Consider the following 14,295-nt stretch of genomic DNA (forward strand, 5'->3'; position numbering starts at 1 on the left):
ATGAATTTTTGGCTGCTTTCGTGAGCAGCCTAATCGACCAAATACGATAGGGGCATGGCTGTGACGACTAAAACACATAAAATTTTGCAATCAATGGGGATTGAAGAGCTCAAAAGACTTGCTAGAGAGAAAAAAAATAGCAAAGCACAGCTCACAAAAGCGAATCCAACATCGGATAACAATCGAAAGATCTTTCCTTTGACTGATGCACAAAAGAGTATTTGGGCGTTAGAGCAGTACCAAAAAGGTAACAAAGCTTACAACAATCCGCTTGCGGTTACTTGTCACATTGACCATGAATTTAGCCCCGATCGTCTTCAAGACACATTAAACAAAATGGCCGATCGCCATAATATATTTCGAACTAAGATCCGAATTGTTGACAACGAGCCGTGCCAATATATTGATGACAAAGTGACGATGGATGCTGGCTTTGATGATATTTCGTCTATGCCTGAAGAGGAAAAACACTATTGGATCATGCAGGTGGCAAAAGAAGAAGGATGTAAATCTTTTGACCTAGAAAATGGGCCATTATTTCGCTGGAGAATGGTGAAGACACAGCCTGGTGAATACGTCGTCATGCTGACCTTTCATCACATTATTTCCGATGGCTGGACGGTCAGTTTATGCTTTTTGGAGTTCATGAAAACCTATTTTGGGCATGGTAATGAACAAGCGCCTCAATTTACGGAATATGCGCTAGACCAAAGCCTCTATTTTGAGCAAGGAAAATACCAAAAGGGTATTGAATACTGGAGTGATAAGCTAAGCGGAGCAGAAGGGATTCTTGATATTGCCACGGATCATCCTCGCCCCGATATCATGAGCTTTGCAGGCAGTTATGTCAGCAAGTTTCTTAGTGGAGACGTTTGCCAAAAGCTTCAATCGGTTGCTGCCAAGCAAGGTGCGACCACTTTTCATGTAATGCTGGCAGCCTACCAACTGCTCTTACACAAATACAGTGGTCAACAAGACATCATTGTTGGTGTTCCTTTCGCTAATCGTCTGGATGCTAAAACGCAAGATATGTTGGGGCTTTTCATGAATACCCTGCCACTGCGTTTTCAATTAGATAGTCACACGAGCTTAGCATCTGTTGTTGAAGCTGCGAAAAAAGAAAGCTCGCAGGCAATGACACATCAGGATGTGCCCTTTAATCGTATCCTTGAGGCTATTGATCATCCACGTGAATTAGCAATCAACCCACTGTATCAAGCCGTGTTAAGTTACCAAGTCTACCCACATTCACGTGGACAAAAAGGATTTAGCTATACGCCATTAAAGGTCGATTATGGTGTCGCCAAATTGGATCTAAATCTATGGTTAGAGGAAGACGGAGAAGGTTTAGTTTGCACCATTAATTATGATACGGCTCTATTTGAACGCGCGACAATAGAAAAAATGCTCGATGGTCTAAATACAATTCTTGCTGCTATTGTAGAAACGCCAGATAAGACAATTGCTGATTTGTCTTTGCTGACTCAGAGTGAAGAGCAGCAACTACTTGAAAACTGCGCTGCTAAAGAGCAGACGTCACTACAGCCGATCCACCTTAACTTTGAGCATAATGCAGAAAATTTCCCCGATGATATTGCGCTGCGCTGCGCTGCGCTAATCGCACGCTTAGTTACCAAGAATTAAATCATTCAGCTAACCAGCTAGCGCAAAGGCTACTGTTAGAGGGGGTCAGCCTAGGTGAACCTGTTGCTATCGCGATGGATAAAAGTGAACTCAGCGTGGTTGCTATTTTGGCAATTCTCAAAGCGGGTGGCTGTTATCTTCCTATCGATATCAATTTGCCGGAGTCAAAAGTTGAGTACATCTTAAACGATGCAAAAGTTAACAACCTTGTATACGCAGGAAAGATCCCACAACACTTACAAGACCTTGCGCAGCGAACATCAGTAAGCTGGATCGATCTACTGGATGTACGAGAAGGCGATGAATTATCAAAGGAAAACCTGTTTACCAACCCTAACAGTGAGCGTCCAGCTTATATTATTTACACATCAGGCAGCACGGGCAAGCCAAAAGGTGTGTGCGTTTACCACTCGCAGATCAGTGCCTATTGTCAATCGGTTGCACCAGTATTGGCGCAATCTGAACAAGCTCGCTATGGAATGTTTTCTTCATTCTCAACTGATCTCGCTCATACCATGCTATTTCCTGCTCTTGTTGGGCGAGGAGAGCTGGTTATTATCACCAAAGAGATGTTAGAAAGCCCTGAAACACTGGTAGCTCACCTAAAAGACCATCCGATTGATTGCGCTAAAATAACCCCTACGCATCTTTCTGCCTTGTTGAATGTTGCCAATGCAAGGGATCTGTTACCCAAAAGCACTCTAGTTCTTGGAGGAGAAGCCTTACCTGCTTCCTTGGTGAAAAAAGTCAAAACCTTAAGGCCGGACTGCCGCCTTGTGAACCACTACGGGCCAACAGAATGTACTGTTGGGGTGACCACATATTTATTACCAAATGAGTTAACCCAATTAGACGCTAAGTTTGTTCCAATCGGTCAGCCTTTAAACGGCAATCATGTATTGATTTTGGATGCGAACCAGCAGCTTGTGCCCTCGGGTTTGGTGGGTGAAATTTGTATTGGGGGCCGACAAATTGCAAGCGGGTACATAGGTGAATCTAACATCAGTCAACGTCAGTTTATCGACCACCCATATCTAGCGGGAGAGCGCTTGTACCGCACAGGAGATAAAGGTCGATTCAACAGCCATGGCGATCTTGAGTATCTTGGCCGGTTGGATAGGCAAGTAAAGGTCAGAGGCTTTAGGGTCGAACTCGGCGAAATTGAAAAAACCATTAGTGAGCAAGATTGTGTTGAGAGTGCGGCCGTGATTCAAAAGCATCAAGATCAGCTAAGTCAATTGATCGCCTATGTGAGCTGTTCTCCACAGCAAACCAATAGCGAAACTCAATCAATCATTAAGCAGCAAGTTGAAAAAAGTTTGCCTGCTTATATGCATCCTGAGAGCTGGGTTTGGCTTGAGTCTATGCCCATGACAGCCAGTGGAAAGATAAACTACCGACAGTTGCCTGAAGAGTCGATAAATAATAAAGGTAACAATGCAGTAGAGCCCAAAAATGATATGGAGGTGCGTTTACGGGCCATTTACCACAGGGTGTTAAGCCGCGATATTGTGAGCACGGAAACCAAGTTTCTTGATCTTGGCGGCAACTCGATCAGTGCTTTGAAACTTCTGATTGAAGTGAATAAAGCATTTTCCATGGCAATGACCTTAGGCGAGTTTTTTGCACACAGCAGCATAGTCGAGCTAGCCATGTACATCGAGCAATATTCGGAAAGTACTGGCGGGCGTCAATCTTTAGTGCTTTTAAACAAAGGCAGTTCAGAGACCCATCCGAGCTTGGTTTTAGTCCATCCGGCTGGTGGAAATGTACTGTGCTATGACGAGTTTACTCGCGGCTTAGATGAGCGTTATCCTGTTTATGGTATTCAAGTGTCAGACTTTAGCACTGTGGCTGAATACAATCATGAATTGTCTCGTTTGGCTGAACATTACGTAGAGCAATTGGGCACGCTGTCTCAGCATTCTGATCTTATTATTGGTGGATGGTCTTTAGGTGCAACGATAGCGTTTGAAATGGCTTGTCAGATTGAGCAGCTTACGGGTAATCAACCCAAAGTTTTGGTGTTTGATCAGCCAGCGCCTCAAGTGACTGTTGATGATAGTGCAATAATGCAAGAGCATGAAAGGCTGGCCTATTTTGCGCACAAAGTAGAGCGGTTTACTGGAGTATCATTTAATACTTCAGGTCCCCAATTGGCTGCCATGTCCGATATTGCGAGAAGCCATGTGTTTCTCGATGGCTTTCGCCGTGCCCAAATGGTACCAGACAATATCAGCGCGGAAGACTTTCAATATTTTCTGACTATCTTACAAGCGCACATGACAGCAACCGATCAATATCAAGGACGTGTGTATGGTGGACAAGTGATTGTTGCAGAGGCGCAAGAGATATTACCCGGCCGTATCCGCTTGAGTGAAAAGGGACTGGGCTGGCAAGCCTTTAGCCAGCAGCCTGTGAGTGTCATTCCAGCATTGGGCGATCATATCTCTATGATGAATGCTCCATTCGTGACTCAATTGGCACATGGCCTGCAGGAGACCCAAATTTGACCAGTATTGCTACGGCGACGCAGGAGAATGAAGTCGTTGTTTCAAACAAGGAATGGTGGGCGATAGTTGGCGGTCTTATCGGTGGCTTTATGGCCATATTGGATATTCAGATCACCAACTCATCGATGAAAGTCATACAAGGGGCGTTGTCTGCCTCCTTGGATGATGCTTCTTGGTTGATGACTTCATACTTTACGGCCGAAATCGTAGCGATTCCACTGTGTGGGTGGTTATCTCAAGCTTTGGGGACAGGGCGATACTCTCTATGGTGTATTGGTGGGTTTCTTTTCTCCTCGCTACTTTGCTCTATGGCGTGGAATCTTGAATCCATGATTGTATTTCGGGCTATGCAAGGTTTTTGCGGCGGGGCGCTTATTCCTTTATCGTTTCGGCTCATTATTGAAATTCTGCCACAAGAGAAAAGGCCGATGGGGATGTCGCTATTTAGTATTATTGCGACGTTTGCGCCAGCGATTGGACCTGCCGTCGGTGGCTGGCTTACCGAGCACTTCTCATGGCATGCGATTTTTTACGTCAATGTCTTCCCCTCAGTATTGGCTTGGGTGTTGATTCAGCGCTCTATGAAACACCCCATCATTGATTGGAAAATTATTCGCCAAGGTGACTATTTGGGCGTCGTGACTGTGATGGTTTTTCTTGGCACCTTAGAAGTTATCTTGGAAAAAGGTGGAGATGAAAACTGGTTCGATTCAAGGATGATTTGCATTTTAACCTTTATTTCGGCCATCAGTTTTATTGTCTTTGTGTACGATCAGATAGTATGTCGTCATCCACTAATCAATATTCGTTTGTTTAGGGATCAGCAATATACTCATGCCTTATTGATTTTTGCCATGTTGGGGTCGGCGATTTACGGCACCTTATTTCTGGTGCCTTATTACCTCACCATGATTCATGATTACAACGCAACAGAAATAGGTCATGTGGTGATTTGGATGGGGCTACCGCAGCTGGTGATTTTACCATTCATTCCCTATCTGATTCGTCGATACAATCCTAAGTATCTTATCTTCATCGGCTTTATGGGATTAGCCATCAGCTCATTTATGGATTGTTTCATGAGCGCCGATTTTGCAGGGCCGCAGATGATTGCTTCCATGTTGGTAAGAGCATTGGGTCAACCCTTTATCATGGTGCCTCTTTCTATGCTCGCGACGCAAAACATCAAAGCAGAAGATGCTGCATCCTCTGCGGTTTTGATTAACGTATTTCGCAGTATTGGCGGCTCGATGGGCACCGCAATATTGTCGACGTATTTCATCACTCGGATTGATTTTCACCTCGATGCGGTTAAATCCAGAGTCTCAATTGGTAGCCAAGAGTTTTACCACTATCTGGGCGATGTAAAAAATGTTCTTTTAAATCAGGGGCTACCGACAGATAACGAACACCTGCAGCAAACGGCCGTCAACATTCTTGGAGAAAGAATGGCTGTGCAGTCACAAATCATGGCATTTAACGATCTATTTATGATCATGGGTGTCATGATGCTGGCAACGGCAATTATGGTGTTGTGTTCAAACCGTGATTTTCGGCTTCAACTTAAGCAGGAGGAAGCAATATGAGTGATAAAAAGTCCATGGGGATCAGCAGCTATTTGTTATCTCGTGAAGCTCGCATGACGATTATTATCCCTATCCTTATATACAATATTGCTTTTTGGGTGTTGGGTGCTGGTTTAGCTTTAATCATCACGGCATGCTATTCAGCGGCGCTAGAGATGTTTAGTCGACGCACTGGCTCCTTGGCTATTATTGCGCTTATTTTAACGTCAGGTTGCGTTCACTATTTATATTTGCATGGCTACCGGTTTTTGGGAATTGGCGAAGAGAGCGTTTTACTGTCTGTGGGTGGTTCTCTCTCGGTTATTCTTGTGTTTGGTTTCTACTCCTTTATTGGCCGCCCTGTGGTGCGAACGCAAGCGGAAAATGCGCTTCCTCGTTTGACTCAGATGTCTGTATACGGCACGCCTAAATACGCTCGGGTATGGCAAGAGGTGTCTCTTGCTTGGATGTTTGCTTACGCAGTTAAAGCACTGCTTGTGGTTATGTTTGCAAGTGATCTACCAAATTATGCGGACTATTTTGTTTTTGTTGGCGCGTGGCCTCTGACCATCGCCATGATTTGTTTTAGTTTTTATTGGCCTAGCTTTCGCTTGGCGTCAGAAAAGTCAATCAAATCTTCAACAGGCGACTCATCACCGTAGAAGATTGATCGTTATGGGCAGACTTTACACATCATTGCTAACCAAAAACTCAAAGGGAAACAATATGAATAAATTAGTCAATCCGGCAATTGTTCTTGATAGCTATCCACAAGGTGCTATTGCTACGGATAACTTTCGTTTATCAAACAATCCACTCGGAGAGCTACAGGAAGGTGAATTTTTGGTTGAAAATTTATGGTTATCCTTGGATCCATACACTCGTCCTCGTCTGAATAAAACCACGGCTTATGTTGAACCCATTGGTTTAGGCAATGTCATTCAGGGTGAGACGATTGGTAAGGTAGTTGAAAGCAAAAGTTCAGAGTATCTGGTAGGAGACCTAGTAGGGACTTTTTCAGGTTGGCAGAAATATTATATCGCTCACGAAGACGAGCTCATGGTTAACCGCCTTCCTGATACACACTTATCACCCACTCTCTTTCTTGGCGTATCGGGCACACCTGGCCGCGCGGCCTATTTTGGTCTGTTTAAAATCGGCAAACCAAAAGCAGGTGAAACCATGGTCGTCTCTGCGGCATCAGGCGCGGTCGGTTCTGTTGCTGGGCAAATAGGAAAAATGCTTGGCTGTCGAGTGGTTGGCATTGCGGGGAGTGAAGAAAAGTGTCGTTATGTTGTCGATGAGCTTGGATTTGATGAGTGCGTAAACTACAAAGATGACAACTTTAGTGACGCGATTGCCAAGGCTTGCCCTGATGGGGTGGATGTTTATTTTGAAAATGTGGGCGGCCGAACGTCTTCAATTGTCGCTAGGCACCTCAATGAAGGGTCACGTGTTCCTATTTGTGGAAGTGCTGCTTTATACAACAAAGGTAAAGATGTGGACTCAAACACATTATCGCGTTTTTATTCGTCGTTACCCACAGCCCCAGAAAATCGTTTTTTCCTTGTGACAGAGTGGATGAATGACGCTGCTAGCGCGGTTCGTTGGTTAACCGATGCGGCTGAAGCTGGTCAAATTAAGTTTCGTGAAACCATAACCGATGGACTGGAAAATACGCCCCAAGCCTTTGTTGATTTGCTGGAAGGGAATCATTTCGGCAAACCATTAGTTAGGATTTAATTCTTTCGCCTTTTTTAATGAGTTGGTCATGTTATGAAAAAAATACTCAAGATAGTTATTCCGCTAATGACGTTAGTGATGATTGGTAGCGCTTATTGGTATTACTATGGGCGTTTTTTTCAAACCACAGATAACGCCTATGTACAAACCGATATTACTCACGTTAGCTCGCGGATTGATGCTGAGGTAGTAAAAATCTTTATTCATGATAACCAACGAGTTAAAAAAGGCGACGTATTGGCACTCCTTGACGACAGAGAATTAATCATAAAAAAACAGTTAGCAGAGGCCAATTTAGCTCAAAGTCGGGCAGAGCAATCTAATGCGGATGCCGCTTTCCAAATGCAGAAAAGTACCATTGAAGAATATCAGAGCAAGGTCATTTCTGCCAAAGCGAAATACCAATACTCACTGGAACAATATAAACGTTTCCAAGCGTTAGAAAAACAAAATTACATCTCTAAAGGGGAGCGAGATAATAGCGCTTCTGCTTACAAAGTGGACGAAGCGGCTTACTATGAAGCGCAAGCCAGTTTAAAAACGCAGCAAGACAAACTTTCTGTGCTAAAAAGTGAAATTGAACAAGCCAATGCGATGGTGATTCAAGCTGAAGCGAGTCTATCTCAAGCCAAGTTAGAGCTTGGCTATACACGTATCCTTGCCCCCATTGATGGCGTCATTAGCAATCGAAATTTACAAGTCGGTATGATGGTTCAACAAGGGCAGTCCATGGTCAGCATAGTGTCTGATCGCATTCCATGGGTGTTAGCCAATTTCAAAGAAACTCAGAAAGCGCGCATGCATAAAGGGCAACCAGTCAATGTCACTATTGATGCCTACCCCGGAAAGACATTTGCAGCAACCATTGATAGTCTTGCTCCGGCTACAGGTGCGACCTTTGCTCTGTTGCCACCAGATAATGCCACAGGCAACTTCACCAAGGTGGTTCAACGAGTGCCTGTTAAGATAATCTTTGACCATCCAGTTGAGATCGATAACGGTTTATCGGCGGTTGTGACCGTTGATACTCGCTGAACCTAATCAATCGCTTTAGTTGGCTTCTCGTTTTCTACTACTTATGACAATAGGTGGAAGATAATTCATGTCTTGACTAATTTCTCACAAACAAGGTAAGAAATGCTATAGCTTTGATTTGTAGGGAGTAGGCCGTGAGCAGTAAAGAAATATCAGCATATTATGATGCCACAGAAAACAGTAAGGTCAGAGAAGATCTACGCTATGCTGTTGACCTTGTACATGGAGAGCGCATCGCTATCGATTGCGGCTGTGGTGCGGGTTCAGATATTGCGTTTCTGCGGTCAAAAGGCTTCACTGTTTATGGCTTTGATGTAGAAGAAGAGTCCATAAAACGCTGTGCAAAGCGTTATGGCAGTGATGATAAAGTCTTTTTATCATGTAGTGACTTTAGCTCTTACATTTACCCTGAAGCTTCTTTGGTGGTTGCCGATGCAAGTTTGTTTTTTTGTCCTCCTAGCCAGTTTGAAAAAGTGTGGTCTGATATTTGTTGCTCGCTCAATCCAAATCAAGGCGTATTTTGTGGTTCCTTCTTGGGGCCTGAGGATACTATGGCGAGCGCACAATACGACAAAGAGGCATTTTGGCCAGAAGTTAATGTTTTTACTGAAGAAAAGCTAAAAGCAATATTTGCAGGCTTTAACGTTGAAAAGTGGCAAGAACACAGGGTTTCAGGACAAACCTCCGAGGGTGAACCACATAATTGGCACCTGTTTTCTGTGGTTGCAACGAAACAAAAACAATCATAGAAAATTTAAACCTTTTTTAAGTCTGGTAGATTAAGTTGGTGGCATGTGTCGGCCTTTTGTGTTGACTGTGATTCTAGATAAGTAGGGAGATGAAATGCGTATATTACTTGTTGAAGATGATCCTATGCTGGGTAACGCAATTACGGCCTCCCTTGCTAGGCATCATTACACCGCCGATTGGGTCACTTCTGGAGAAAGTGCTTTGCATGCACTCAAAGCCGATGATTTTCTTCTGATCATTCTTGATATTGGTCTACCAGGTATCAGTGGATTACAGGTACTAAAAGAGCTCAGAGACAAAGGGGATAAGACGCCGGTTTTGATTCTCAGTGCCCGAGATGAGTTAAATGATCGTGTTTATGGACTCAATCATGGTGCAGATGACTATTTGGTCAAACCCTTTCAGCTTGAAGAGTTACTGGCAAGAATGGGCGCTCTGATCAGACGTTCCGCAGGGATTGCAGATGATACTATTGTGGTGGGAGACGTATCTGTGTCTGTCAATTCTCACAAGGTTGCGGTGGCGGGGAAGGGGATCAATCTAACACCTAATGAGTTTAAAATACTGCTGTATCTCATCACTAATGCAGGTCGGGTGCTGAGTAAAACCCAAATATTACAGAACATGCATGGCTGGGACGAAAGTGCAGGGCTCAATTCTATCGAAGTTCATATTCACAATTTAAGAAAAAAAATGCCTAAAGATACGATAAAAAATATTCGTGGCGTTGGTTATATTGTTCAGTAAAAGCATGAAGTTAAAATCAATAAAGCGCCGCGTTGCAACCGTTAGTGTTGAGCTGTGCTTGGCGGTGATCACTGTCTCCATCATCTGGGTTTACTTTGACACCTCAAAAGCAATCAATGATGTTAATGACGCGCGCCTTGAAGATTTGAGCGAGAGTTTTTTGAAGGTGCTGGTCATGACTGACCCTTCGGTTTTGGGCGAGAATCAAGACATGGCGCCAGAAGACATGTTAGCTCAAATCACAAGTAAAACGTCACCAGAGGACAAGCTTGAGCAGTGGTCATCAGAAAAGCTGCTTAAAGATGATTTTGCATATTTGTTGCTAAACCGACAGGGTAGCGTATTGGCTAATTCGGCTAACGCGCCACCTGTCGATTTAGACTTGATGCGTCGACCCGGTCTCAACGACATAAAAGACCATCAAAAGGGCAATACATGGCGCGGGGTTACTATGGTGTTAACCCAACCCAAAAGCGGCGAATTACTCTGGTTATGGCTCGGAGAGGACAAACAGCTACGCGGTAAGATTGAAAACAAAATCGCAATGCCAGCCATTGTTCCCTTGCTGGTGACCACTCCACTTTTATGTGTGCTATTAGTGCTGTTTACCTACCATTTGTTTGCTCCTATCAGTCGTCTTGAAAAGGAAATATCTGAGAAGTCGATAGACAATCTGTCTCACGTCAACATCTCTGATGTCCCTACCGAGATTGACGGCTTAGTAAAGCGTTTAAATTTCTTATTTGATCAGGTCGATGCGGCTTGGCAAAGAGAAAAACGTTTCAATCAAGATGCTGCGCATGAACTTCGCACGCCACTGGCAGTAATAAAACTCAACGCCCAGAATGCCCTTAAAACAGACAATGCAGTAGAAAAAAACCACGATCTCGCCCAAATAGAAGAAAGTATTGTTCGTTCAGAAAGGACAATTGAACAGCTTCTCACTTTAGCCAAGGTAGAAAGTGGGTTGACGGTAGATCTCGACAAGCCCGTTGATGTGGTCGCTTTGTTACGCAGTGTTATCGCCGAGCTGGTGCCGCTGGCACTTAAACAAAATCAGGAGATGATGCTGGATGCTGAGTTCGAATCTTGTGTCATACAAGGAAATGATATCTTTTTAAATTGCCTTTTTCGAAACTTGATTGATAACGCGATTCGCTATTCAGGAGATGGCACTAGCATATGGGCAGAAATTGTTCCAAGCCATGATAGCGTGCAAATCATCATATCTGATAGCGGCCGCGGGATGAGTGAACAAGATATAGAACGTATTTTTGATCGTTTTTACCGAGCCAGAGAAACGCAAAATAAGGTACAAGGCGCCGGATTAGGTATGGCGATTGTAGAGCGGGTTATTACCTTGCACAATGGCACTATCATAATACAAGCGCAGCACCCGGGTCTGGCTTTTATCATTACTTTGCCCTTTCAGCGCAGTGAAACTCAAACATTAACAACCGAAACCTAGAAAAGCCCAATAAGTTAATGTTTTACTCCTGAGTCATTAATACAAATAGCGCTTCACTTAGCTTGAACATCCACTACGCATAGTGTTTAATACGTGCCCCATTTTATTTGATGCTTTGGAGCTTGTGTATGGCGGTAGGATTTGATTATGGAACAGCAAACTGCTCAGTGTCAGAGTTTATCAATACAGAAATTATTCAAGTCCCTCTCACAAAGGAAGGGTGCTATCTTCCTTCAACCTTATCGGCACCCAATACTGAGTCGGTATCTGAATACCTTTTTAAATGCAAAGGCATTAAGCCCGAAGGTGAAGTAGGAGAAGCGCTGCTCAGAAGAGCAATTAAGCACAATAAAGAAGAGGGTTTAGTTATTCATCCAGAGGATGTTCAATTTGGAGATCAAGCCTTCGATTCATATCTTGCCGATCCAAGAGATACCTACTTTGTAAAATCACCCAAATCCTTTCTAGGCGTCATGGGCCTGCGTGATGGCCAGCTGACTTTTTTTGAAGACTTGGTGTGCGCCATGATGGTTAACATCAAAATTCAGACAGAGAATTACTTGCAAAAAAGTGTCACTCAAGCGGTCATTGGCCGACCTGTGAACTTCCTTGGCCGAGGTGGGCAGGATTCCAACAAGCAAGCTGAAGGTATTTTGCGTAGAGCCGCTGGTCGTGCTGGGTTTAAAGAGGTTGAATTTCAATTTGAGCCACTTGCGGCGGGAATTGATTACGAAGCAAACTTAACCAGTGACAAGAACGTACTGGTAGTCGATATTGGGGGCGGGACAACAGACTGCTCTTTTGTTCAAATGGGGCCGAGTTGGCGTGACAAACATGACAGAAGTGACTCACTCATTGCTCACACAGGGCAGAGAGTAGGGGGCAATGATCTTGACATCTACACTGCGTTTAAATGTTTTATGCATGAATTTGGTATGGGATCGCCCAATACTATGGGTTTGGATGTGCCTATCACCCAATTTTGGAACCCTATCGCCATTAATGACGTTCAAGCTCAAAGGCAGTTTTATTCTCAAGAGAATTACAAACAGCTTAAGTTGCTGTCAAAGCAAGTATCTGAGAATCACAACTTGCTACGTTTGTTAGAGGTTCATCAAGGAACACTTGGCTACGCCATTGTGCGTGAAGCTGAGCAAGCAAAGATATCTTTATCGAATCAGACGTCCTGCCGCGCCGAAATACAGTTAATTAAAGAAATGCTTTGTTGTGATATTACACGCGGACAAGTCGAGCAAGCTTTATCAACCCCAATCGAAAAGATGACGGCTTTAGTTACCGAAGCGATTAAACAAGGCAGCACAAATCCGGATGTTATATATTTGACCGGAGGCTCGGCGCGCTCGCCAATTATTACCAAAGCGATCGAATCCATGGTTCCGAATACTCCAGTGGTTGGAAAAGACTATTTTGGTTCTGTGACAGCAGGGCTAGCTCGCTGGGCTGCGTTAATTTTTAAATAGTGAAGAGTTTTGCGCGTTTTGACTGAATCAACAAGATAAATGCGCACTCTCTTTCAACCGATTTGGCGAGTGAATTATTTACTTCTAAGACGCAAGGATACTCTGTTTTTGTAGATATAACGCGCAAGTATGACAATCAAATAATTATTCATGATATTTGCAGTCATGAAAGTTTAGACGCCCAACTCAATCTGTTTGAAGGTGGTTTTTCGCCGGAGATTTCTGTTGAGCCGCAGGCAATGACACACGATCTGAAAACATGGTTGTCCAGTCATGAATTTTAACTCGATTATGAACATGAATTTCTCGAATTAGAGGTATCCAAATATACCAAGCCTGCTGTGATGTCAGAGCATGTATCCGTTGAGCGCTGGGACCATAATCATGTCGATGAATTCTTAGCTTTGCTTAAAACGTCAGGTTTAGAGTGTAGCGATGACATATGGGCAAAGAAACGCTCGCTGTATTGTACGGAGACGTTTCGTTGATATGTAGCAACAATAAACGGTAAGCCTTGTGCTTGGGCAACAAGCTTTATTGACAACGAGTATGCAATATTAGCCAATGCCTATACGCAAGAGGCTTATCGCTCGAATGGCTGTCAAACCGCTTTATTGAGAGCTCGAATTGAAGAGGCAATAGGTTTCGGTGTTAAGGTAATTCTGACCGATGTTATGCCAAACAGTATTAGTAGCAAAAATTGTAAATCTGTGGGCTTTACCAGCTCTGGCACACGAAGTGTTTGGTGTAAAGATTAAAGCAGAACAAGATTGGTTAGAGCTACAAGGTTAGTGTAGGGCTCAAGAACAGACAAAATACAGTTGGGCCTTTCTCCTTCGCTGTTTAGTCTAGCCAATTATATTCTGCTATGAACAGAGCGCCAGTGTATTAATGGATACTAAATGCAAATTATCGAGAAAAGTAGAAACCTAGATTTGGATGAGTTTTTATCTCAGCCCTTATATGCTTTTTTAGCAAGTGAGTCACAGGATGGACCTTGTTGTTCACCGGTCTGGTTCTTGTGGGAAGATGGGAAAATTTGGATCATCTCTGTAAAAGGTGACTCCTTCTCTAAAAGAGTGGCGCAGCAGCCCAAAAGCGCCATCAGTATTGTTGATTGGGATAGGGCATCGGGTAAATCTATCCATGCGGGTTTGAGAGGCATTGCAAATGTTCACGAGTTTGACTCTTCGCGTGCTGAACGTTTGTTGAATAAGTATCTTGGTAACGACAAATCAAAATGGAATGCACGTTTTATCGACTTTCAGTCTAATTCTGAGAATGTCTTTGTATGCTTTGAACCTGAAAAAGTCGTATTGCGTGACCAATCTTATTAAAGTAAAGCCTTG

11 protein-coding genes and 1 pseudogene are annotated in these 14,295 nt (G+C 43.7%); all 12 read left to right on the forward strand.

Translation table 11 applies throughout. The annotated features are described in order from the left end of the window. Window positions 1-60: 60 nt before the first annotated feature. Complete coding sequence (locus FIV01_RS20840; protein WP_246210495.1) at window positions 61-1,644, forward strand: condensation domain-containing protein; 1,584 nt, start codon at window positions 61-63, stop codon at window positions 1,642-1,644. Then, window positions 1,605-4,157: an amino acid adenylation domain-containing protein gene (locus FIV01_RS20845; RefSeq protein WP_246210546.1), complete on the forward strand. Its 2,553-nt coding sequence runs from the start codon at window positions 1,605-1,607 to the stop codon at window positions 4,155-4,157. The genes FIV01_RS20840 and FIV01_RS20845 overlap by 40 nt, the downstream gene beginning before the upstream one ends. Continuing rightward, the gene (locus tag FIV01_RS19435) at window positions 4,154-5,743 is read left to right on the forward strand and encodes an MDR family MFS transporter (RefSeq protein WP_152432593.1); all 1,590 of its coding nucleotides are present in this window, start codon (window positions 4,154-4,156) and stop codon (window positions 5,741-5,743) included. Before FIV01_RS20845 ends, FIV01_RS19435 begins: the two co-directional genes overlap by 4 nt. Then, window positions 5,740-6,384 (forward strand): hypothetical protein, encoded by a 645-nt coding sequence (locus FIV01_RS19440; protein ID WP_152432594.1) that lies wholly within the window; start codon window positions 5,740-5,742, stop codon window positions 6,382-6,384. Before FIV01_RS19435 ends, FIV01_RS19440 begins: the two co-directional genes overlap by 4 nt. A 64-nt stretch (window positions 6,385-6,448) precedes the next feature. Beyond that, a complete protein-coding gene (locus tag FIV01_RS19445; RefSeq protein ID WP_152432595.1) occupies window positions 6,449-7,465 on the forward strand; it encodes an NADP-dependent oxidoreductase in 1,017 nt (338 codons plus the stop codon). A gap of 33 nt (window positions 7,466-7,498) precedes the next feature. Then, window positions 7,499-8,500, forward strand: a complete 1,002-nt coding sequence (locus FIV01_RS19450; protein ID WP_152432596.1) for an HlyD family secretion protein — start codon at window positions 7,499-7,501, stop codon at window positions 8,498-8,500. Between the two features lie 134 nt (window positions 8,501-8,634). After that, window positions 8,635-9,249, forward strand: coding sequence for a class I SAM-dependent methyltransferase (locus tag FIV01_RS19455; protein ID WP_152432597.1), 615 nt, complete (start codon window positions 8,635-8,637; stop codon window positions 9,247-9,249). A gap of 94 nt (window positions 9,250-9,343) precedes the next feature. Next, entirely contained in the window at window positions 9,344-9,997 is a 654-nt protein-coding gene (locus FIV01_RS19460; protein WP_152432598.1) for a response regulator, read from the forward strand. Window positions 9,998-10,001: 4 nt separating this feature from the next. After that, entirely contained in the window at window positions 10,002-11,465 is a 1,464-nt protein-coding gene (locus FIV01_RS19465; protein ID WP_152432599.1) for an ATP-binding protein, read from the forward strand. A gap of 128 nt (window positions 11,466-11,593) precedes the next feature. Continuing rightward, window positions 11,594-12,946 carry a molecular chaperone gene (yegD, locus tag FIV01_RS19470; protein ID WP_152432600.1) on the forward strand — a complete coding sequence of 451 codons (1,353 nt, stop codon included), beginning with the start codon at window positions 11,594-11,596 and terminating at the stop codon, window positions 12,944-12,946. 26 nt (window positions 12,947-12,972) lie between these two features. Then, window positions 12,973-13,704: pseudogene (locus FIV01_RS20850) on the forward strand (GNAT family N-acetyltransferase). A 144-nt stretch (window positions 13,705-13,848) separates the two neighbouring features. Continuing rightward, complete coding sequence (locus tag FIV01_RS19480; protein ID WP_152432601.1) at window positions 13,849-14,283, forward strand: pyridoxamine 5'-phosphate oxidase family protein; 435 nt, start codon at window positions 13,849-13,851, stop codon at window positions 14,281-14,283. The last annotated feature ends 12 nt before the right edge of the window (window positions 14,284-14,295 follow it).

Origin of the sequence: Vibrio aquimaris (assembly GCF_009363415.1) — a bacterium.
Classification (GTDB): Bacteria; Pseudomonadota; Gammaproteobacteria; order Enterobacterales; family Vibrionaceae; genus Vibrio; species Vibrio aquimaris.

What these genes read in the sequence shown, in the direction of transcription:
- FIV01_RS19480 (WP_152432601.1), top strand. Translation starts at nt 13,849, where the DNA reads ATGCAAATTATCGAGAAAAGTAGAAACCTAGATTTGGATGAGTTTTTA.
- FIV01_RS19440 (WP_152432594.1), top strand. Translation starts at nt 5,740, where the DNA reads ATGAGTGATAAAAAGTCCATGGGGATCAGCAGCTATTTGTTATCTCGT.
- yegD (WP_152432600.1), top strand. Translation starts at nt 11,594, where the DNA reads ATGGCGGTAGGATTTGATTATGGAACAGCAAACTGCTCAGTGTCAGAG.
- FIV01_RS19445 (WP_152432595.1), top strand. Translation starts at nt 6,449, where the DNA reads ATGAATAAATTAGTCAATCCGGCAATTGTTCTTGATAGCTATCCACAA.
- FIV01_RS19465 (WP_152432599.1), top strand. Translation starts at nt 10,002, where the DNA reads ATGAAGTTAAAATCAATAAAGCGCCGCGTTGCAACCGTTAGTGTTGAG.
- FIV01_RS19450 (WP_152432596.1), top strand. Translation starts at nt 7,499, where the DNA reads ATGAAAAAAATACTCAAGATAGTTATTCCGCTAATGACGTTAGTGATG.
- FIV01_RS19460 (WP_152432598.1), top strand. Translation starts at nt 9,344, where the DNA reads ATGCGTATATTACTTGTTGAAGATGATCCTATGCTGGGTAACGCAATT.